Origin of the sequence: Vibrio sp. Y10_XG_PY6, from assembly GCF_024181795.1 — a bacterium.
Lineage (GTDB): Bacteria > Pseudomonadota > Gammaproteobacteria > Enterobacterales > Vibrionaceae > Vibrio > Vibrio diabolicus.
This window is the reverse complement of sequence record NZ_JAMZAQ010000003.1, coordinates 343,812-366,326: the sequence shown is the minus strand read 5'-3', so window position 1 is coordinate 366,326 and position 22,515 is coordinate 343,812. Positions and strand designations below refer to the sequence as shown.

Below are 22,515 nucleotides of genomic sequence, written 5' to 3'. Positions count from 1 at the left end.
ATAGCAACTACGCGGGAACCGAGCATTAAATTCCAATCCATCAAGGACTTCTATGGACGCACTGGCACTGATAATGACAATGGCCGCCTATTTACTGGGTTCGGTTTCCAGTGCGGTTTTGATCTGTCGACTCTTAAAACTGCCAGATCCACGCAGTGTAGGCTCCAACAACCCTGGAGCAACGAACGTATTGCGTATTGGCGGACGAGGAGCCGCTGTTTCAGTCTTGTTGTGCGATATGCTCAAAGGCACCATCCCCGTGTGGGGCGGATACTTTCTTGGTATCGACCCTATCATTCTTGGCGTCATCGCCATTGCTGCCTGTCTTGGGCACATGTACCCCATCTTTTTCCACTTTAAAGGCGGAAAAGGTGTCGCAACCGCGCTTGGCGCTATCGCTCCGATTGGTTTGGACTTAACAGGATTAGTGATGTTAACTTGGCTGTCAGTAGCCGCGCTATTCCGCTATTCATCCTTAGCGGCTCTCGTCACGGTTTTGGTCACTCCGTTTTATACTTGGATGTTTAAACCGCAATACACGTTACCTGTTGCTATGCTGTGTTGCTTAATCGTATTTAAGCATCATCAAAATATTCGTCGGCTTTTGTCTGGCGACGAGCCAAAAATCGGCGAGAAGAAACTGACACAAAAAAACTCGGCTTAATGCCGAGTTTTTCGTTTAAAGAGGGATGCATTGGTTATGCATGAACTCGATTCAGGAAGTTCAACAACATTTGGTTGACGAATTCCGGCTGTTCTAAACAACTGATGTGTCCCGCTTGCGGAATTTCTACCAACTCACTGCCCGTGATACAGTCTTTCATTAAATACGATTCGAAAACCGGGCGAGGCTTATCTTCACAGCCCACCGCAATTAACGTCGGCAGAGCGAATTTTTCCGAATCTTCAATCACATCACGGCGACCAAACACCATGCGCCCCATGCGAGCTACTTCCACCGCACGCTCACCACTCAGACTTTCTAAACTGCGTTTGAATGCAGCGACCAACTCAGGATTCACCTGCTCAGCGTTATTAGCAAAAAACAATGGCACGACAGCTTCAATAATTGGCGCAGGCACCGCTTGGACTTGGCTGATGGTATCAAGCATTGCAAAGTACTTTTTATACGTAACTTCTGGCTCCCAACCAATGAAGGTATCCATCAATACCAGTGATTTCACACGTTGCGGTGCTTGAACCGTCAGTTCCGCTCCCCACATGCCGCCAACAGATAAGCCCACCACAGAAAACTCTTCAATATCCAAATGATCCATCAACGCCAACATATGTTGTGCATAATCAACTAATGACTGTGTCGATGCAGGGGCCGCTTCTGACTCACCATGTGCCCACAAATCTGGCACAATACAACGATATGACTGGCTTAAAACTTCAATTTGTGGCGCCCACATTTGGCTATCCCACAAATAACTGTGACCAAACAGTAATACTGGACCATCACCTTTATCAAGGTAAGCAAGTTGCTGACCTTCAATTTCAAACTTATTCATTGTTATATCCATTTCTTATTCTTCCGCACTATCCTATCACTGAAGCGATACCGAACTGCTCGCATCAGTCAGAATGTAAACGAAGCTTTTCATTGAATAGCTAAAAATAAAGGCCTCTGATGAGCAGAGACCTTTATCGTAGTGAATCTATTTCAAACCTACCGCATAAGTTTGATTAAGCGACTGGCGTCAGTTGGTCAATCGGCCAACGTGGGCGAGCCTCTACCGACATATCGGCCACTTCGCCATTCTTCAAACGCTGCATACCAGCGTAAGCGATCATCGCACCATTATCCGTACAGAACTCAGTTCGTGGGTAGTAAACCTCGCCGCCAACTTTCTTGGCTAGCTTCTCTAACTCTGCACGTAAACGACGGTTAGCACTCACACCACCAGCAATAACAATACGCTTCATGCCTGTTTGCTCAAGCGCGCGTTTACATTTAATCGCCAATGTTGCACACACGGCTTCTTCAAATGCCAGTGCGATGTCCGCGCGAGTTTGCTCGTCATCGCCATTCGCAGCAATAGTATTTGCTGTAAAGGTTTTCAGGCCAGAGAAACTCATATCCAAGCCAGGGCGATCTGTCATTGGGCGCGGGAACTTAAAGCGACCTGGCGTGCCTTTTTCTGCTAGTTTAGACAACAGTGGGCCACCTGGGTAATCCAACCCCATTAGCTTCGCTGTTTTATCAAACGCTTCGCCCGCCGCATCATCAATCGACTCACCCAAAATTTTGTACTCACCGATGCCTCTCACTTCGACCATCATCGAGTGACCACCCGACACCAACACTGCCACAAACGGGAATGGCGGTGGGTTATCTTCCAGCATTGGAGCCAACAGGTGACCTTCCATATGATGAACAGGTACCGCTGGCACTCCCCAAGCATAAGCAATACTGCGACCAATAGTAGCGCCCACTAATAGTGCACCAACGAGACCCGGCCCCGCGGTGTACGCGACACCATCAATGTCTTTCGAAGTTAAGTTCGCTTCTTTTAGTGCCTCTTTAATAAGAGGAATGGTTTTCTTTACATGGTCACGTGAAGCCAACTCAGGCACCACACCACCGTAATCTGCGTGCAGTTTTACTTGGCTGTAAAGCTTGTGTGACAGCAGACCTTTTTCATCGTCATAAATCGCGATGCCAGTCTCGTCACAAGAGGTTTCAATACCGATAATGCGCATGGTTTTCTCAGTATGCTTTCTGTATAGAGGAAATTTGGGCGTCATATTACCTCGCCTTGGTGCTGCAAACAAATTTTGTACAGACAATAATCGACAAAAGGCTTTACAAAGTAGTTGTGATCGGATTAAAATTCCGCACCATTTTTGATCAAGCTGGTAAGAGACCAAACAATTGTGATTTGGTCTGTTGAATGCCAGCGTTAACGAATAACCCCTGAGGTGAAAGGCATATGCCAGTAGTTAAAGTACGTGAAAACGAACCGTTCGACGTTGCTCTACGTCGTTTCAAGCGCTCTTGCGAAAAAGCAGGTATCCTTTCTGAAGTGCGTCGTCGTGAGCACTACGAAAAACCAACTACAGTTCGCAAACGCGCTAAAGCAGCAGCTCAAAAGCGTCACGCTAAGAAGCTAGCTCGCGAAAACGCTCGTCGCGTTCGCCTGTACTAATAACTGAGCTCCAAAAGGAATTTAGTTATGGCTCTGATTGATCAACTCAAAGAAGAGCAAAAATTAGCGATGAAAGCCAAGGACAAATTACGCCTTGGTACTATTCGTTTAGCCCTATCAGCAATCAAGCAACGTGAAGTTGACGAGCAGATCACTCTGAACGATGACGACATTCTTGCGGTATTGACCAAAATGGTTAAACAACGTCGCGACTCTGTAGCGCAGTATGAAGCAGCGGGTCGTCAAGATCTTGCTGATGCGGAACAAGCAGAAATTACCGTTCTTGAGGACTTTATGCCTCAACCACTGACAGACGAAGAAGTAGCGGCTCTTATCGAGAACGCGATTGCTGAATCTGGCGCAGCTGGCATGCAAGACATGGGCAAAGTAATGGGCGTTCTGAAACCGCAAATTCAAGGGCGCGCAGATATGGGTAAAGTAAGCGGTTTAGTTCGCGCTAAACTGGCTTAAGATACCCCACCCAATTGCAGCAAGCCGTGCTATCCTTTGGAACGCACGGCTTGTTTGTATCTGGATGAATGGAATGAAATAAGTGAGCAACACGCTTATTCTTTTAAAGCATTCACTCCACTCATCATCTTCTTTTTTTATTAGGTTTTATGGCTGGACACATCCCTCGCAGTTTTATCGATGACCTTCTAGCTCGACTTGATATTGTCGATATCATCGACGCACGTGTGAAACTTAAGAAAAAAGGCAAAAACTACGGCGCATGCTGCCCGTTCCACAACGAAAAGACGCCGTCATTCAGCGTCAGTCAAGAAAAGCAGTTCTACCATTGTTTTGGTTGTGGTGCGCACGGAAATGCCATCGACTTTTTGATGGAATTCGACCGGCTAGAATTCGTCGAAGCCATTGAAGAACTCGCTTCATACTTGGGCTTAGATGTTCCTCGCGAACAACGTAGCGGCGGTAATGGTTCGTTCCAGTCAGGCCCACAAGCAAGCAGCAGTGAAAAACGTAATCTATACGACTTAATGGGCAGCATTGCTCAATTTTATCGTAACCAACTCAAGCAGCCAGCAAGTAAAGTGGCGATTGAGTATCTAAAAGATCGCGGCCTGTCTGGTGAGATCGTCCAGAAGTTTGGCATCGGCTATGTGGCTGATGAATGGGATTTAGTTCGTAAGAACTTTGGCCAGAATAAAGAAAACCAAGACATGCTCGTCACAGGCGGCATGTTGATTGAAAACGATAAAGGCAACCGCTACGACCGATTCCGTGGTCGAGTGATGTTTCCTATTCGAGACAGACGCGGCCGAGTGATAGGCTTTGGTGGTCGAGTATTAGGTGATGGGACACCGAAATATCTCAACTCACCCGAAACCCCGATATTTCATAAAGGTAAAGAATTGTATGGCCTTTATGAAGTACTACAAGCGTACCGTGAGCCACCACAAATTTTAGTGGTTGAAGGCTATATGGATGTTGTCGCGCTTGCTCAATATGGCGTAGATTATTCCGTTGCCTCATTGGGTACCTCTACAACGGGCGATCACTTGCAAGTATTATTCAGGCAAACAAGCACTGTCGTATGTTGTTACGACGGTGACCGCGCAGGTCGTGAAGCCGCGTGGCGTGCCATGGAAAATGCATTGCCTTACCTAACTGATGGTCGCCAGTTAAAATTCATGTTTTTGCCGGATGGAGAAGATCCCGACTCTTATATCCGACAAAACGGAAAACAAGCATTTGAACAACAAGTGTCTAATGCGATGCCCTTGTCTGAATTCATGTTCAGCTCATTGACTCAGCAAGTCGATATGAGCACGAAAGAAGGCATGGCAAAACTGAGTACCCTTGCTGTTCCTCTCATCGACAAAGTCCCTGGCGGCACTTTAAGACTATACTTGAGAGAACTGCTTGGCCGCCGTTTGGGTTTGGTTGATGAACGCCAACTACAGCAGCTAATTTCAAAACAAGGTAAAGAGGATAAAAGGCCTCAACCTCATAAAGAAATCAAGCGAACGCCGATGCGAGAAGTGATCGCGTTACTGATTCAAAACCCACAATACGTAAGTATGGTGCCAGATCTAACTAGCGTTAGAGATTTACCCATTCCTGGTCTAAGTTTATTTGTTGATGTACTTGATAAATGCCAAGCGCATCCCCATATCAACACAGGCCAATTATTAGAGCATTGGCGAAACAGCCAAAATGAGACTCTTCTGTCTCGTCTCGCGAGTTGGGACATTCCACTCGATGAGGACAACCAAGAAGAAATATTTTTAGACTCACTGGATAAAATTATTGCCCAGTGCGTAGAAAAACAAATTGAAAACCTGCAGGCCAAAGCAAGAAGTGTCGGTTTATCAGCCGAAGAGAAAAGGGAGCTGCTAGCACTTATGCTAGATTTAAAAGCGTAACCCTGTTTAATTAGTCAGCAACGATTTAATTTGTTATAGTAAGTGGTTTGCATTTCGCATACTGATTCCTTCACCAGATTACGAAGTTGGATACCGTCTATGGATCACAATCCGCAGTCACAGCTAAAGTCACTTGTTATTAAAGGCAAGGAACAAGGCTATCTGACCTACGCCGAAGTAAATGACCACCTACCTGCTGAAATCGTAGATTCAGAACAGGTAGAAGACATCATTCAGATGATCAACGACATGGGCATTAAGGTAGTAGAAACTGCTCCTGATGCTGATGATTTAGCACTGAACGATGACACAAATATTACCGATGAAGATGCAGCCGAAGCTGCAGCCGCTGCACTGTCTAGCGTAGAGAGTGAGATTGGTCGTACCACAGACCCAGTACGTATGTACATGCGTGAAATGGGTACTGTCGAACTTCTAACTCGCGAAGGCGAAATCGACATCGCAAAACGTATTGAAGAAGGTATTAACCAAGTTCAATCGTCTGTTGCTGAATACCCAGGTACGATTCCGTACATTCTTGAGCAATTTGACAAAGTTCAAGCTGAAGAACTACGTCTTACTGACCTTATTTCAGGTTTTGTAGACCCAGATGCTGACGACACCGCTGCACCAACGGCAACACACATCGGTTCTGAACTGACTGAATCTCAGTTAGAAGAAGAAGACGATGAAGACGTTGATGACGACGAAGATAGCGATGACGATTCAGATGATTCTGAAGAAGATGTAGGTATCGATCCAGAGTTAGCGCTAGAGAAATTCAACCAACTACGCAGCACCTATCAAAATCTTCAATTAGCAATCAACGAGTACGGCTATAACAGCCCGAAAGCAACCGTTGCTAATGAAATGATGCTAGACGTATTCCGCGAATTTCGTCTAACGCCTAAACAGTTTGATCACCTAGTGAATGAACTGCGTACCGCTATGGATCGCGTTCGTACTCAAGAACGCCTGATCATGAAGTCTGTGGTTGAATACGGCAAAATGCCGAAGAAATCATTCATCGCGCTGTTCACTGGTAATGAATCAAGCGAAGCTTGGTTGGATGAAGTTCTTGCTTCAGACAAGCCATACGCTGAAAAGATCAAACGTAACGAAGAAGAAATCCGTCGTTCAATCGCTAAGCTAAAAATGATTGAAGAAGAGACTTCTCTAAACGTACAGAACATTAAAGACATCAGCCGTCGTATGTCTATCGGTGAAGCAAAAGCTCGCCGTGCGAAAAAAGAGATGGTTGAAGCGAACTTGCGTCTTGTAATTTCTATCGCGAAGAAATACACCAACCGTGGCCTACAGTTCTTGGATCTTATCCAGGAAGGTAACATCGGTCTGATGAAAGCAGTGGATAAGTTCGAATACCGTCGTGGTTACAAGTTCTCGACTTACGCAACGTGGTGGATCCGTCAGGCAATCACTCGTTCAATCGCGGACCAAGCACGTACGATTCGTATCCCGGTACACATGATCGAAACGATCAACAAGCTCAACCGTATCTCTCGTCAAATGCTGCAAGAGATGGGTCGTGAGCCACTACCGGAAGAACTGGCTGAGCGCATGCAGATGCCAGAAGACAAGATTCGCAAAGTTCTGAAAATCGCTAAAGAGCCTATCTCAATGGAGACACCAATCGGTGACGACGAAGATTCGCATCTAGGTGATTTTATCGAAGATACAACGCTAGAACTGCCGCTAGATTCTGCAACTGCAACTAGCCTTAAAGTGGCGACAAAAGACGTGCTTGCAGGTCTAACGCCACGTGAAGCGAAAGTACTTCGTATGCGCTTTGGTATCGACATGAACACTGACCATACTCTAGAAGAAGTTGGTAAGCAGTTCGACGTTACTCGTGAGCGTATCCGTCAGATCGAAGCAAAAGCACTACGTAAACTTCGTCACCCAAGCCGCTCAGAGACTCTGCGCAGCTTCCTAGACGAATAAACGCAGCGCATATAAGCTTTAGAAATCAAAAAAAGGTGACTTTAGGTCACCTTTTTTATTATCTACTGTGCTAAGTGGATAAAAACTAAGCGCAATTGCCCTAGTTGGTATCTAGACACCTTGCAACGCTTCCCCTATAATCGTTGTCCTATTAAGGCCCCTTAGCTCAGTGGTTAGAGCAGTCGACTCATAATCGATTGGTCCGCAGTTCAAGTCTGCGAGGGGCCACCAAATTTCGAAAGGCGTAGCAGGTTAGTACCTACTACGCTTTTTTGTGTCTGCTGACTTTGGGTACAGTTGTGGGTGTAGTAATTCGTTGCTCATATCCTCAACAACTTCAAACTTATCATCTTCCTCGGTTCTACCCCCTCTTTCTTTTCGCTTATTACCAAGCTTTCTATATAGTCGTAGAAACAAAATGTCTGCTCGCTATTTAAACCATTGACCCTTTTTCGACTTCTGATAGGATGGACATATAAACGTATGGACGTCTAAAACAAAAATGGAGTTACAATGAAAAGTATTCGTCACCTAAAGAAACTAGCTTTGGTTCTCACGGCAGTAGTTGGCTTAAGTGCTTGTGGAGAAAAAGATGGCTCTATCATAAAAGTGGGAGCAACCGTAGGGCCTCATGCTCAAGTAGTTGAAGCAGTAGCGAAGGAAGCAGCGAAGCAAGGCTTGAATGTAGAAGTCATCGAGTTTTCTGATTACGTGACACCCAATGCCGCGCTTAGTGATGGTAGCATCGACATTAACAGCTATCAGCACCAACCATTTTTAGACAACTTCAACAATAGTCATGACGCCCAATTAGTGTCGATTGGTCAATCCATTCTGATGCGCATGGGGCTTTATTCTAACAAGTATCGCTCATTACAAGAGCTTCCAAACAATGCACGCATAGCAATTCCAAACGATCCAACTAATGGTGGTCGTGGTCTATTGCTACTCGCCGATGCAGGTTTAATTGAGCTTAAACAAGGTGTTGGCCACAAAGCCGCCCTAACTGATATTACAAAAAATGCAAAGTCGTTTGAATTTGTCGAGGTAGATGCCGCCCAGTTACCACGAACATTGGATGATGTAGACGCGGCTGCGATCACAATGAACTACGTAATGTCTTCTGGTTTAGACCCGAAGAAACAAAGTATCTATCTTGAAGCAAAAGACGCACCACTGGCCGTCATGGTCATCGCTACTCGTGACGCAGACAAAAATAATGAAGCGTATAAAAAATTCGTTTCTATTTACCAATCTCAAGCAATTCGTGATTATCTCGATCGTACGTTCAAAGGCACAATAGAAGCGGCTTTTTAATCAATAAAGCAACGAATACTTTGCTCACTAATCAGATAGAAAAGAGGCTGATGTTTCTCATAGCCTCTTCTTTTCACTCCTCACTCAATCGGCTTATTGTCGACTTTCAGCCTCTAATCTCATTGCTAAATAAGCTTGGTCCGCAGAAACCAATTCAGGGCGGTTAATCAACTTCCAAAGGAAGTATGGTGGGATTAAAAATACGACAAAGTAGAGAGATTCATGGAAGAATACATCGGCTATCGCTTGCTGATGCTCCCAGAGTGCCGTCAGTGCAAAGAGCTCTAACATCACACCTAAAACGCCAAAGACGACAGAGACAACGATCGCTAAACCCAGTAGTTCTCTAATAAAGTGCTTGTATGCCATGATACTAATTCCTTCTAGCAGTAAGTCATACTAACTTACGCTCATAAGAACGAAGCCAGCTTGACTATCATCAAACTCCCCTCATCACAGTTAAGAACTTAGTTTTATAAAAAAGGACTTGTATATAGCGCCATTGAAGATTGACCTCTCTATCACAATACAATGACATCATTTCTCGACTTTGAGACTAGCCTTTTACATTTATCAGCAGTGTAAACAAGAGGTCATAATGAAAAAATATACCTACCCTTTACTTGCCATCTCAGGCGGTCTTTTATTGACGGGCTGTGGTAGCGACGACTCTTCATCCGATACAAAAGCAGCCACTTTTTCTCTCAGCGTTTCCGATGCGCCTGTCGACGATGCCAACAAAGTCGTCTTAGCGTTTAAAGATGTTGTCCTTGTACCATTTGACCCAGAAACTGGCGAACAAACTGGAGAACATATTCTGTTAGATGTTAGTGACAATGGAGCACTACACCAAGTTGATCTAATGGAATATCAGGGAAGTAACGCTAAAACGATCATTAGCGAGCAAGACATCGCTCCTGGTGATTATGCTATGTGTGTGTACGCTAAAGACGGCAAACAATTAAACGATACAACGCTGTCATACGTAGAGAAGACAGACGGTAACATCAAAGGCTTAGTTGTGCCTAGCCGAGGCAGTTGTTTTGGTTTTAAACCAGATACGAGCGATCAAGGTCGCTTGAAGTTTTCGCAAAAAGGTCAGTATGTAAAAGTTCATACTGGTCATAATAGCTATGTTGTCGAGTTTGATTTGCGTAAAGGCCTGGCAGATCCAACGGGCAAAGATTACATGAACATGAACTCTAATGCGGTAAGCTTAGTAAACGCATCAGAATCAGGTCATATCGGTGGTGAAGTCAGTGAAATTCAGTATCAAGCGTGTGAAGCAGACAGTGCAGCATCAAATGCAATAAATGACGTTCCTGCCGTTCACTCAGTCTATCTTTACGCAGGTTCGATGGATCGCTCAACCATGGGCGATATGGGCGCGATGGAACCACTCCAAGCGCCAGTTGCAGTAGCTAACGTGAATGAATCGCAAGACGAAGAAGGTAATACAACCTACAGCTACGAGTTTGGTTACATTGGCCCAGGCACCTACAGTATTGGGTACACCTGTACCGCGTATGTTGATACACCAGATAACCATGAAACATCAGAAGATGGCTTCCTGATTTATCAACATTACACACCTGTTGATGTGGTCGAAGGTGAGCATACAGAGCAAGATATTAATCCTATCCTATAGCTCTCGTCTTATCGAAAGCCGCTCACACGAAGAGCGGCTTTTTGACTATTATTTTAATCCGATAAGTAATACTGAACGGTTGAGACCACTCGTACTTTCTTAATGTAAGGCGTGTTGCTATCTCGGTCATAAATCGAGAACTGCCCTTGCGTGGCACGTTTGATCTTACCCAGTGAACTCTGTGAGTCTTTGGCAAACTTTTGCGCCACTTCGCGGGCGTTTTTGGTCGCCTCTTCAATCATGTCTGGCTTTACATCATTCAGCTTAGTAAAGCTGTACTCAATGCGGTTCGCGTACGGGTCCTGATTCAGCAGTACGCCTTGTTTTCCTAGCTCACCAATCTCATTAATTGCCGCTCGAACCACATCGACACTTTGACTATAAACCGTAACGGTCCGCGAGGCTAAATAACGAAACTCGATATCTTGCTCACTCCCGTATTGCTGTGCTTTTCTGTCAATGACAGCAGGAGAAGAAAGGGAAACGCTCGTTTCAGGGAGCCCTTTGGCACTTAAAAAATCCAGAATCAAACGCGTTTGTTGGTCTATGTCATCAAACATCGCGCCCATATCATTGCTGGCTACCGTAAATTGGATTGGCCAAATGACGGTATCTGCCGGGTATTCTCGCTCAGACAATCCCTTCACCGTTACCACTCGCTCATAGGCTTTGTATTTGACTGCTGTTTGCTGAATAAAAAAGCCCAATACTCCTAAACCTATTATCAGACACAGCCCGAGCCATATTGACGCTTTATTGGAAATCTTCTCCATTCATCCTCCTAATTTCGCCAAAAGTAACAATTCGTAGTATCGATAACATAGCTCAACTATGGCCAGAAAATGGCGACCTAAAGCTAAATTTTTGTCATATCGTTCGAAATGGTGAACAGAATTAATTAAAATTGAACGGTGTTTTATTGTGAATTTTAAGATTATGTTGAAAACAAAATGGTTGGTGGTTCTAGGCGGATTATTTGTCTCAACGGCCTGTTTGAGTGCTGACGACTTAGCTATGGATGACAACTCAACACAAGAACCCCAAGCGGATGCGTGTAATGAACAGCAATACGAAGAGAAAAGCTTTGATGGTCGAATTCTGCTAGATAATGAGCCGACCAAACAGGTCTTGAGCTCACTAGAAAGTCTCGGTGAAACGCTCAACTCTCTGAGTATCCTGATGTTTGCTGGCGACAAAACGTAACGCTAATACGTCCCTATCCCCTTCGCCTTTGGTCAACAAATCTTCACCAGTTTGTCACCAAAGGCTCATGGATTTGCCTCTGAACTGTCATCTGTAATTTCTACTATCCGATCAGCCACTTGTACGCTGAGGTAAATATGGATAGTTCGACCCCTTTTCGTCTCCCTCGTAAAACGCCGTTTGGCATTGGTGAAAACGTTGCAGAATGGGCTACGGGTTTAAGTCAGCTCGATAAATTCTACGCCCAACGCCCAGTGAATACGGATACCAAAACTTTCTTGCGATTCACACTGGATATCTTGGGTATCGACTATCGCATTGCCCATGGTTCGCTCGACTCAGTGCCAAAGCAAGGCGCAACCGTCATTGTGGCGAATCACCCTCTCGGCTGTGTTGAAGGCGTGATTCTCGCCGAACTACTGTTAATGGTGCGAGACGATATCCAAATTTTAGCGAATCAGTACCTGAAAACCGTGCCAGAGCTCGACCAACTTTTTATTGGTGTCGACGTATTCGAGGGCAAAGATGCGGTCAAGTCGAACATGAAGGCACTTAGAGCAGCCAACAAACACCTTGCGAATGGCGGCTTGTTATTGGTTTTCCCTGCGGGTGAAGTGTCAAAGTTGGTGGATGCCAAACAACAGCGTTTAGAAGACAAAGAATGGAGCCGCAGTGTCAGTGCGTTAATTCGTAAGAACAAAGCCGCCACTGTTCCCGTCTTCATTCGTGGGCAGAACTCAAAACGCTTCTACATGGCAGGTAAAATCCACCCTCTTTTACGCACCTTGATGTTGGGAAGAGAGCTGCTCAACAAGAGCGCAAAAACCATTGAGTTGTCCTTTGGGCAAGCAATCAAGTTTAAAGAACTCAATAACCTCAACGATGATCAGATCGTCAATTATCTGAGGCTTAACACCTACCTGCTTAACCGCGATGTAAGTGCCACTCAGCAAACGGTCTCAGACAATGCTCTCTTACCTATTGCGGCAGGGTTACCCATAGGCCAATTGCTTGAAGAGCTGCACAGCTTACCGTCAGAAACCCAATTGCTTCAAAGTGGCGAGTTCGACGTATATTGCGCCAGCGCGCAGCAGATCCCATCTCTCCTGCATGAAATTGGCCGCTTGCGAGAACATAATTTCCGTCAAGTTGGCGAAGGGACCGGACAAGCGATAGACATCGATCACTTCGATCATGATTACCTGCACCTGTTTGTGTGGGATCGTGAGAACCAATGCATGGTAGGAGCTTACCGTCTTGGATTAGTTGATCAATTATTGGCGAAATATGGCGTAGAAGGATTGTATTCGCGCACCTTGTTCAACTATGACCAACGCTTTCTCGATCAAATGGGTAAGTCGATTGAGATGGGGCGTTCTGTGATTGCCGAGCAATATCAAAAAAGCATGAGTGCCCTACTCTTACTCTGGAAAGGCATAGCGACTTTTGTTCATCAACATCCCGAATACACGCACTTATTTGGCCCAGTGAGCATCAGCAACGATTACAGCCATACCGCGCGTCAGTTGCTGGCACAATCGATGACCCTACACCACTACGACAACGACTGCGCCGAATACGTCACTCCGTCAAACCCACTGCCAGAAACCAACTTAAACTGGAATACCAGCATGCTAACCGCATTGGGAGATTTACAGTTGCTATCTCGCGTGATCGCTCGAATTGACGAAGGCAAAGGCGTTCCGGTATTACTGCGCCAATATTTGAGTTTGAATGGTAAGTTGGTGTGTTTTAACGTCGATCCGGCGTTTAACAACGCACTGGATGGATTGATTATGGTGGATTTACGCGATGTGCCTGAGAAAACGCTTGCACGTTACATGGGCAGTGGAAACGCGCGCGAGTATTTAGCTCTGAACCATTAACCGTCGTCGGAGGTATCGCGCTGCTCAAAATCGCTCTAAACAACACAACGCGAGCAGCGTGATGCGTTATTTACCCATAAGACATTAAAAATAAAGTGTTTAGTTAAACTCATCGCAAAAAGGCCAGTCATCTCAAGCTTTAATCCACAAAACGCCAACATCGCACAAACGTTCACGTTATAAACTTTCACAAAACTTCAAAATGGTCATAGATCACATTTTCAATCAAACCTAACGCCAAACAAAATGTGACATTGATCATTTCGAGCATTTAATTTGAGTTGAAAAAGAAATTAAAGGTGATCTTAATCACAATGAATTTTAATTTTATATTTGTCAGAAGATCGAATTGATCACTAATATTTTTATTGACAGATTTGAAAGTCTTTTTTTGTTATTAAGTTACATATCAATTAATTGATCATCATCACTTAAAAAATGCTTTTCATCCGAAGAAATGCGGGGGTTGATCACGAAAAACCCGTCGTCAGTTCCAATTGGAAAATGTGTGGTAAATTGATTGGGTACTAAGCAATCAAACAAGCGGTTTTGGCGAACCGTTTACGACAACATATTCATCAGAACATCGAACGGGGAATTGTTATGATATCACCAGATGCCAAGATCAAGATACAAAATTTTGGTCGTTTTCTGTCAAACATGGTAATGCCTAACATCGGCGCGTTTATCGCGTGGGGCTTTATCACTGCTCTATTTATCCCAACCGGATGGCTACCAAATGAGACGTTAGCTTCCATGGTTGGTCCTATGATCACTTACTTGCTGCCACTACTGATCGGTTACACCGGTGGTAAATTAGTGGGCGGCGATCGCGGCGCGGTCGTTGGTGCAATCACTACCATGGGTGTGATTGTCGGTACCGACATCCCAATGTTTATGGGTGCAATGATGGTCGGCCCAATGGGCGGCTGGGCAATCAAAAAATTCGATAACTACATCGACGGTAAAGTAAAAAGCGGCTTCGAGATGTTGGTGAACAACTTCTCTGCGGGCATCATTGGTATGCTGTGCGCCATTTTGGCTTTCTTCCTTATCGGTCCATTTGTCAAAGTGCTTTCAGGCGCATTGGCAGCAGGCGTAAACTTCCTTGTTTCAGCGCACCTTCTGCCACTGACTTCTATTTTTGTTGAGCCAGCGAAGATCCTGTTCCTAAACAACGCGATCAACCACGGTATCTTCTCTCCATTGGGTATCCAACAAGCGTCTGAGACAGGTCAATCGATCTTCTTCCTAATCGAAGCAAACCCAGGTCCTGGTCTAGGTATCCTGTTAGCTTACATGGTGTTTGGTAAAGGTACGGCTCGTCAAACGGCAGGTGGTGCATCAATCATCCACTTCTTCGGCGGTATCCACGAGATTTACTTCCCATACATCCTAATGAACCCTCGCCTAATCCTTGCGGCTATCGCTGGCGGTATGACTGGCGTATTCGTTCTCACTATGTTTAACGCAGGTATCGTTTCTCCAGCATCACCAGGTTCAATCTTTGCAATCTTATTGATGACTCAGAAAGGTTCAATCGTTGGTGTACTAGCCTCTATCGCAGCAGCAACAGGCGTGTCATTCGCCGTAGCAGCACTGCTAATGAAGACACAAACGTCAACGGAAGAAGACGGTGATGAAGCAGCACTAGAAAAAGCAACATCACAAATGAAAGACATGAAATCTGCATCTAAAAACGATGCGGTGGTAAATAGCCAAAGCAAAGGTGACGTAGACCTAGCGACAGTACAAAGCATCATTGTCGCTTGTGATGCGGGCATGGGCTCGAGTGCAATGGGCGCGAGCATGCTACGTAAAAAGGTTCAAGACGCAGGTCTGAACATCCACGTAACCAACCTTGCTATTAACAGCTTACCAGAGAGTGCAGATATCGTGATTACTCATAAAGACTTAACGGATCGTGCACGTAAGCATGCTCCAAACGCACACCACATTTCATTGACTAACTTCCTAGACAGCGAAATGTACAACCAGCTAGTCACCAAACTACTAGCAGCACAAAACCAATCCGCAGCCAATGACGACCAAATGGTAAAAGTGTCGCTCGTGGCAGCAAACGACGACAACTTCGAGCCACAGCAGCCATCAGTTTTCCAAATCCAGCGTGAGAACATTCACCTAGGTTTGAAAGCAGCCAACAAAGAAGAAGCCATTCGCTTTGCAGGCAACAAATTGGTTGAACTTGGCTACGCAGAACCAGAATACGTAGACGCGATGTTTGAGCGTGAAGCGTTGGTTCCAACTTACCTTGGCGAGTCTATCGCGGTTCCTCATGGCACCGTAGAAGCGAAAGACCGCGTGAAGAAAACAGGCATTGTAATCTGCCAATACCCATCGGGTATCCAATTTACTGAAGATGACGACGATGTCGCGAAACTGGTTATCGGCATTGCCGCTAAGAACGATGAGCACATCCAGGTGATCACCACCATTACGAACGCGCTCGATGAGCCGGAAGCAATTGAGAAGCTAACCAGCACCAACGATGTGGAAGAGATTCTGAACATCCTTGGCGGTCAACAAGCGGCTTAATTACTCCTTTAATTTGCTCCTGAGGCAAATGAGGTCAGCTGTCACCCCCTATGCGGTTGGCCTCACCCTAGTTTCGTAAGTCAACATTTTCAGATATTGGTAGGTAAGAATTATGAAAAACGCAGTTCATTTTGGTGCAGGTAACATCGGTCGTGGTTTCATCGGTAAACTCTTAGCAGACGCAGAAGTCGAGGTCACTTTCGCTGACGTTGATGCGCCGTTGGTAGACCAGCTCAGCCACAAACAAGAATACAAAGTGAAAGTCGTGGGCACCGAGTGCCAAATCGACACTGTTACCCACGTCACAGCGGTAAACTCAGCCAGTGATGACGTGATTGATCGCATCGTCAAAACCGATTTAGTTACCACAGCGGTCGGTCCAAACGTATTAGATATCATCGCGAAAACCATCGCGAAAGGCATCGCCAAACGTTTTGAAGCTGGCAATAACGCGCCACTTAACATCATCGCCTGTGAAAATATGGTGCGTGGCACTACGCACCTAAAAGGTGAAGTGTACAAACACTTAGATAAATCATTGCATGCAAAAGCAGACGAGTTGGTTGGCTTTGTTGATTCCGCTGTCGATCGCATCGTGCCACCAGCAGAAGCCGCCAACGATGACCCATTGGAAGTGACAGTTGAAAGCTTCAGCGAATGGATTGTCGATGAGCAACAGTTCAAGGGCGACATCCCAAATATTGCTGGCATGGAAAAAACCAACAACCTAATGGCATTCGTAGAACGTAAGCTGTTCACCCTAAACACAGGTCACTGCATTACCGCTTATTTAGGCTGTTTGAAAGGGCACCGTACCATTCGTGAAGCAATTGAAGACCCAAGCATTCATGCCGAAGTAAAACAAGCAATGCACGAAAGTGGTGAAGTGCTTATCAAACGTTACGGCTTCGACCGTGACATGCACAACGCTTACATCGAAAAGATCCTAGGACGCTTTGCCAACCCATATTTAGTGGATGAAGTGGATCGCGTTGGACGACAACCAATTCGTAAATTGGGTGCAAATGATAGATTAGTGAAGCCATTACTCGGTACAATTGAGTATGGCACTGAAAATCAAACACTTTTGAAAGGGATCGCGGCTGCGTTGAAATACACTAACGACACCGACCCACAAGCCGTAGAGCTACAAAACTCATTGAAAGAAGTGGGGGTGAAGAAAACGCTAGCAACGTACACTGGCCTGGCTGAAGACAGTGTTGAAGTGGCTCAAATCGAAGCGATTTACCACCAGCTTTAATCAAATCAAGGGGAGCTCTGCTCCCCATAAATATAATTTTAAACAGTTACTCAGTATATGGCAGATAACATCAACGAAACCGAGATCATTGAACGATTAAACAGCGCGCCATCGGTACGAGGCTTTTTTATTGCAGCAGTCGATGTGTTCAACGATTCCATCGACGGGCTAATACAAAGGATCTTTCGTAAAGATAACTTCGCCGTGCAATCGGTTGTTGGTCCCCTACTGCAAGACTCCGGACCGCTGGGCGATCTCTCCGTTCGTTTGAAACTCCTATTTGGCTTAGGCGTACTCCCAGACGATATTTATCATGATATTGAAGACATCATTAAGCTTAAAAACCGACTCAATAGCGATGCATCGGACTACGAGTTCACTGATCCAAATATTCTAGAGCCAATCAAAAAGCTGCATCTGGTAAAGAAAATGGGCATGGTGCAATTAGAAGTCAACGAACCTGATGACGACATCGACCTTGAGTTTTATCAACTCCAACTTCAACGCCAGCAACAAATAATAAAATCAGGTCTCTCGCTCGCCATTGTCGAAATTTGCAATGAACTGGGCAAGGACAGCCCTTTTTAACCCAACCTCCGGCAAGGAACGCCTTCTCTACTAGCCTCTTTTCTTTGCGTATCCTTTCTGTATGACGTGCGTGAAAGCCATCACAGTCCATATTCGTATGTCTCTGTAATATCAGACCAATCTATCGCTGGTATTGAAACGGTATGGCATGCTTTCAATCGAAGACACTAAAACCAAATGGGAGTTTTTCCAGAAACACCATTGGGTATCTCCAGAATTTTCCCGCACTCCCGTACTTGAGTCGTGGGAGCGTTGCATAAAGCAATGCAGTCCTTACACCTGGTCAAAGCCACATATTGCCTCTGGATTTACCTTCTCATCTCTGATGAAACGCAACGGGCACCTCATCGAATGCGCCACGACCGTACTTGAAGACACTTACGACATGCTAGGGGACGAAGACCTGCTATTGATGGTGACTGACGGCAACGGCTGCGTTCTATCTGTTGTGGGACATGACTCAATGCAACAAGAGATGCAGGCGCTCGGTATTAAACAAGGCTGTTTTCTGTCTGAAGGGAAAATTGGCACAAATGCGGTCAATCTCTGTATTAGTACTCATATCCCGTGTGAAGTGTTCGCAGCAGAACATTTCAATCGCCACTTACATCCTTATGCCTCTGTAGCTGCGCCTGTTTTCGACCAGTTTGGCAAGTTACGCGGCACAACATGCCTTCTCAAAAAAGCAGAGAGCTATAAGAAAGAAAACTTGGTCATCATCGCGTCGAGCGCGAAAGAAGTCAGTTTGCAAATCCATATTCAGTCGGAACAAGAAAACATTAACCGCCTCACTTGTGCGCACAACGCAACGTTAGAATGCATGGATGACGGCCTTCTGGCCTGGGATGAAGAAAGCCGTATCACCATGGTAAATCACCAATCAGAGCGCTTGTTAAACATTGAAGCCAGTCAGGTCTTGGATAAAGAAGTCTTTTCGGTTTTACGTTTCCCGCCAAATGTCCTCAATAGTATTGAGTCGGGTGCAAGCATCAACCGCAAACTCACAACGGTAGAGGTTCGTGGCGAGTTTGTTGAAGCGATAATTACCTTGCGTCCACTCAACGACGGCACACACTTATTGTTCTTGCACCCTATCGATAAAATTCGCGAACTTGCTCAACAACAAATAGGTGGCAGTGCGCGCTATACATTCAGCACTTTGCCTGTCATTTCACGAAAAATGAAGCACGTCATTACCGTGGCAAAGCGGGCCATAAAGTCCAAATCACCGATTCTAATTACGGGTGAAGAAGGCGTAGGAAAAGCTACTCTCGCCATGGCGATTCATAACGAAAGCACCTACAAAGAAGGGCCGTTCATTACGCTCAACTGCCGCTCCATCAATACAGAGCAACTGGTCAAAGAAACCCTGGGATACGACGAGGGACAAGGCATGCCCTCTAAGTTTGAACTCGCCCATGGCGGTACGCTCTTTTTGGAAAAGGTGGAATATCTGTCGCCCGATTTACAAGCCGTGCTACTTAAGTTGTTAAAAACTGGGCTCGTCAGCCGCAGCGACAGTTTGCGATTAATCCCCGTAGACTTTCAACTTATTACGAGCACCGCTTCAGAGATCAGCGAGTATGTCACTCAGCGCTCATTTGGTCGGCAACTTTATTATGAAATCTCCTCGAACGAGCTGCATATTCCACCACTACGAAAGCGTAAAGAAGACATTGAATTTCTCGTCCAGCAGCTTATCAGCCATTATGAGCGCCGACACAATGTCACAATCTCGATAGAGCCAGTCGCACTGGAAGCGTTGATGAATTTTCGTTGGTCAGGCAATAACTCCGAATTAAGAAACCGAACTGAGCGAATTTTGCTTAACCGCAGTTCCAACTTAATCAAGCTGAACGATATTCCAGAAGACATTAAACTGAATTCTCGCCATACCGCAGAGAATACGCCGGTAATCACGCTAGAAGAAGCCGAGAGAAGAGCTATCGTTCAGGCTTGGAATCAGTGTGATGGCAAAATGCATGATATAGCGAAAGCATTGCAAATTGGCCGCACGACCTTATGGAGAAAAATTAATAAGTTTGGGCTGCAGGAGCAAATGAAGCTGTATTAAGCCAAGAAGTGGCGTTCCTATAACAAAAGTAAAACCGGCGTAAGCACGCCGGTACACATGTACTAACGATAAGGTATCGATTAAACATCAACAGACAACTGACGAATCTGCGCTTTTAGTCCCGGTAGCATACTAGAACTGGCGCTGAATTTTCGTAACCCCACGCGAAGCAATGTTTCTGTAGCATTTGGATCGCCAGCCATCTCACCACACATACTGACCGGTATGCCCGCGCGATCGCCTGCTGCACACGTGAGTTCAATGGCTTTTAGTACCGATGGTTCAAAGTAGTTCACCAATTCGGCAACGGCGGCGTTGCCTCGATCGGCAGCCATAACATATTGAGTCAAATCATTGGTGCCAATAGAGAAAAAGTCGACTTCTTGTGCTAACGCATCAGCATTTAATACCGCGGCGGGTACCTCAATCATAATACCGACAGGCAAATGAGTCGCATCCAAGCCGAGTTGGTTTGCTTGATGCGCCAACAGCGCTTTTACTTTTCTCACTTCTTCAACCTGAGCCACCATCGGTATCATCAATTGAATATTCGGTTGCTCGTAAAAGGCTCTCAGAATGGCTCGAAGTTGGGCGGTAAACAATGACTCATGTTGAAGGCACAACCGCACCCCTCTCAAACCTAAAAATGGATTATCTTCCGCTGGCACAGGGTAAGCGGCTAAAGGCTTATCACCGCCAACATCTAGACTACGAATCGTAAGTGGCTTATCGCCAAGTGCGGCAGCAATATCACGATACACTTGATATTGCGCTTCCTCAGTCGGCAACTCATCACTGTTTTGAAATAGAAACTCAGTCCGGAATAGACCAACCCCCTCAGCGCCTGATGTTAGTGCATCATCAATATCTTTCGGTCCACCAATATTGGCGAATACTGGAATATGGACGCCATCACAGGTGACTGCGGCTTGCTGAGCACTCGCTAGTGCACTTTGTCGGGAGTTTTGCCACTCAATTTGCTGAGCTTCTAATTCCTGCTGTACGGCATCTGAAGGAGAGAACCATAAATGCCCTCGAAAGCCATCAATAGTCACCACTTGACCAGCACGCACAGCATCAAGGCAGCCCTGAGCTTTAACGATGGCAGGAATCCCCATCGCACGAGCAAGAATCGCACTGTGAGAGGTTTTCCCTCCCTCACTCAAACAGATACCAAGCACTTTCGATTTATCAAGCCCGGCCACATCAGAAGGCATCAGATCGCGGGCCAACAAAATACTCGGTTCCTGAATGTCGATGGCATTAGGCGTTAAGCCTGTCATTTCGACCATAACTTGGCGTGCGATATCATGCACATCTGCTTCGCGTTCCCGCATGTACTGGCTTTCAGCCTGGCGAAACTCTTCAGCCAACGTTTGCAGTGATTCTATCCAAGCATGCTCGGCTATCATGCCCGTTTGAATTCGCGCCTCGACCGATGCCCATAATTCTGGGTCACTGAGCATCATGCTATGAGCAGCAAATATTTCCCCTTTCGGCTGCTTCGCTTGCTCCTGCAAATGTTGAACAACCACGCCTATCGCACGCTTAACCCTTTCAATTTCATCTTGTTCACTTTGGAAATCACGTTCAGGCACTGCTGGCATTTCATGAGTAAAAAGGACAGCTGGAGCAGTTGCGATACCGTCATTGACTCGAATACCAACAACAGCACCTTCAATCTGATTTGGGGCCATGCCATCGAGCAAAGTATCCGTGCACTCTTCAGATTCAATAATGCCTTGCTCAACCGCCTCTTTTTCTCCGAAGTGCTCACTAGCTAAGGCTTCAAATGCCTTGATGGCTTCACTGGATTGAGGTCCGAGCGCGCATAAGGTGATCGTCTCTTGACTACGAACGCCAAGTTTCGCAATGCTGTTTAAGCTTTTTGCGTTCACACGGCGCTCGCCTTTTTTCAACCATAATTGGCAGTCAAAAGGCGCGAGTGCACCAACAATGGCCGCAGCGGGACGAGCATGTAATCCATGCGGATTTTGCACTACCCAATCAAATGTCCGCTCTTGCTCAAAGCTGTCTGATACTGGCGCTACCTCAGTGGATATTGTTGGCTGATCACCAAGGTGCTCTCGTTTTACGCTTAACGCATTCCGTGCCTCTTCGACTACCGTCGATAAAGGTAGTCCAGCGGCAGCAGCCACCGACGCCGCCATGGTCCCTTCAACAATGGGGGCCGAGATAAGGGTGACATTTTCCCTCACGTGATCATCAATCAGATCCAGAGCCATTTCCGTGCTAAGCAGGGCGCTGCCAAGATCCATCAACACAACAACCCCTTGTTGATCATGTGCCTGCTCAATCGCTTCCATCACAGCAATGGCATCGGTTCCGATCGGGTTCTCTGGGTCATCAATCCCAGCCGCAATCGCAAGCTTGGCTTTGCCTTGCGTCATTTGGGTGGCAAGTTCTGCCACCCCTTCTGCAAGGCGACGACTATGAGATACAACTACAATTCCCACCATC

18 protein-coding genes and 1 tRNA gene are annotated in these 22,515 nt (G+C 45.9%); 14 read left to right on the top strand and 5 right to left on the bottom strand.

From position 1 onward, the window contains the following. The first annotated feature begins 52 nt into the window (after positions 1 to 52). Positions 53 to 664, top strand: a complete 612-nt coding sequence (gene plsY / locus NL644_RS17795) for a glycerol-3-phosphate 1-O-acyltransferase PlsY (protein ID WP_005379857.1) — start codon at positions 53 to 55, stop codon at positions 662 to 664. Positions 665 to 698: 34 nt separating this feature from the next. Here plsY and NL644_RS17790 read toward each other — a convergent pair whose 3' ends face one another. Both NL644_RS17790 and tsaD read right to left on the bottom strand, forming a co-directional pair. Then, entirely contained in the window at positions 699 to 1,514 is an 816-nt protein-coding gene (locus NL644_RS17790) for an alpha/beta fold hydrolase (RefSeq protein WP_114323130.1), read from the bottom strand. 175 nt (positions 1,515 to 1,689) lie between these two features. Then, complete coding sequence (gene tsaD / locus NL644_RS17785) at positions 1,690 to 2,706, bottom strand: tRNA (adenosine(37)-N6)-threonylcarbamoyltransferase complex transferase subunit TsaD (RefSeq protein WP_046874179.1); 1,017 nt, start codon at positions 2,704 to 2,706, stop codon at positions 1,690 to 1,692. A gap of 230 nt (positions 2,707 to 2,936) precedes the next feature. Between tsaD and rpsU the strand changes: the two genes are divergently transcribed. The 6 genes from rpsU (at position 2,937) to NL644_RS17755 (ending at position 8,818) form a co-directional block, all read left to right on the top strand. Further along, positions 2,937 to 3,152 carry a 30S ribosomal protein S21 gene (rpsU, locus tag NL644_RS17780; protein WP_001145625.1) on the top strand — a complete coding sequence of 72 codons (216 nt, stop codon included), beginning with the start codon at positions 2,937 to 2,939 and terminating at the stop codon, positions 3,150 to 3,152. A 27-nt stretch (positions 3,153 to 3,179) separates the two neighbouring features. Continuing rightward, the gene (locus NL644_RS17775) at positions 3,180 to 3,623 is read left to right on the top strand and encodes a GatB/YqeY domain-containing protein (protein WP_005395984.1); all 444 of its coding nucleotides are present in this window, start codon (positions 3,180 to 3,182) and stop codon (positions 3,621 to 3,623) included. 149 nt (positions 3,624 to 3,772) lie between these two features. Continuing rightward, positions 3,773 to 5,539, top strand: a complete 1,767-nt coding sequence (dnaG, locus tag NL644_RS17770) for a DNA primase (RefSeq protein WP_005379719.1) — start codon at positions 3,773 to 3,775, stop codon at positions 5,537 to 5,539. Positions 5,540 to 5,638: 99 nt separating this feature from the next. Further along, a complete protein-coding gene (gene rpoD, locus NL644_RS17765; RefSeq protein ID WP_005395986.1) occupies positions 5,639 to 7,501 on the top strand; it encodes an RNA polymerase sigma factor RpoD in 1,863 nt (620 codons plus the stop codon). 155 nt (positions 7,502 to 7,656) lie between these two features. Further along, a tRNA-Ile gene (locus tag NL644_RS17760) sits at positions 7,657 to 7,732 on the top strand. Between the two features lie 282 nt (positions 7,733 to 8,014). Further along, entirely contained in the window at positions 8,015 to 8,818 is an 804-nt protein-coding gene (locus NL644_RS17755) for a MetQ/NlpA family ABC transporter substrate-binding protein (protein WP_046874011.1), read from the top strand. A gap of 93 nt (positions 8,819 to 8,911) precedes the next feature. Here the strand turns inward: NL644_RS17755 and NL644_RS17750 are convergent, their stop codons facing one another. Next, positions 8,912 to 9,187 (bottom strand): hypothetical protein, encoded by a 276-nt coding sequence (locus NL644_RS17750; RefSeq protein WP_048626615.1) that lies wholly within the window; start codon positions 9,185 to 9,187, stop codon positions 8,912 to 8,914. 229 nt (positions 9,188 to 9,416) lie between these two features. On the opposite strand from NL644_RS17750, the gene NL644_RS17745 reads away from it, so the two are divergent. Beyond that, entirely contained in the window at positions 9,417 to 10,466 is a 1,050-nt protein-coding gene (locus NL644_RS17745) for a DUF4382 domain-containing protein (protein ID WP_253658688.1), read from the top strand. A 53-nt stretch (positions 10,467 to 10,519) separates the two neighbouring features. Here NL644_RS17745 and NL644_RS17740 read toward each other — a convergent pair whose 3' ends face one another. Further along, positions 10,520 to 11,239, bottom strand: coding sequence for an SIMPL domain-containing protein (locus NL644_RS17740; RefSeq protein WP_114323121.1), 720 nt, complete (start codon positions 11,237 to 11,239; stop codon positions 10,520 to 10,522). A gap of 163 nt (positions 11,240 to 11,402) precedes the next feature. Here NL644_RS17740 and NL644_RS17735 point away from each other — a divergent pair, with 163 nt between their 5' ends. The 6 genes from NL644_RS17735 (at position 11,403) to dhaR (ending at position 20,034) form a co-directional block, all read left to right on the top strand. Then, on the top strand, positions 11,403 to 11,669 hold the full coding sequence (locus NL644_RS17735; RefSeq protein ID WP_181869506.1) for a hypothetical protein: 267 nt from the start codon (positions 11,403 to 11,405) through the stop codon (positions 11,667 to 11,669). 137 nt (positions 11,670 to 11,806) lie between these two features. Next, complete coding sequence (locus NL644_RS17730) at positions 11,807 to 13,555, top strand: lysophospholipid acyltransferase family protein (protein ID WP_253658687.1); 1,749 nt, start codon at positions 11,807 to 11,809, stop codon at positions 13,553 to 13,555. A gap of 603 nt (positions 13,556 to 14,158) precedes the next feature. Continuing rightward, entirely contained in the window at positions 14,159 to 16,111 is a 1,953-nt protein-coding gene (locus NL644_RS17725) for a PTS mannitol transporter subunit IICBA (RefSeq protein ID WP_253658686.1), read from the top strand. Positions 16,112 to 16,223: 112 nt separating this feature from the next. After that, entirely contained in the window at positions 16,224 to 17,372 is a 1,149-nt protein-coding gene (locus NL644_RS17720) for a mannitol-1-phosphate 5-dehydrogenase (protein WP_253658685.1), read from the top strand. 57 nt (positions 17,373 to 17,429) lie between these two features. Continuing rightward, a complete protein-coding gene (locus NL644_RS17715; RefSeq protein ID WP_012841150.1) occupies positions 17,430 to 17,960 on the top strand; it encodes an MltR family transcriptional regulator in 531 nt (176 codons plus the stop codon). A 148-nt stretch (positions 17,961 to 18,108) separates the two neighbouring features. Beyond that, positions 18,109 to 20,034 carry a dihydroxyacetone kinase operon transcriptional regulator DhaR gene (gene dhaR / locus NL644_RS17710; protein WP_253658684.1) on the top strand — a complete coding sequence of 642 codons (1,926 nt, stop codon included), beginning with the start codon at positions 18,109 to 18,111 and terminating at the stop codon, positions 20,032 to 20,034. Between the two features lie 80 nt (positions 20,035 to 20,114). On the opposite strand, the gene ptsP is transcribed toward dhaR, so the two are convergent. After that, the gene (gene ptsP / locus NL644_RS17705) at positions 20,115 to 22,514 is read right to left on the bottom strand and encodes a phosphoenolpyruvate--protein phosphotransferase (protein ID WP_253658683.1); all 2,400 of its coding nucleotides are present in this window, start codon (positions 22,512 to 22,514) and stop codon (positions 20,115 to 20,117) included. Position 22,515: the final 1 nt, after the last annotated feature.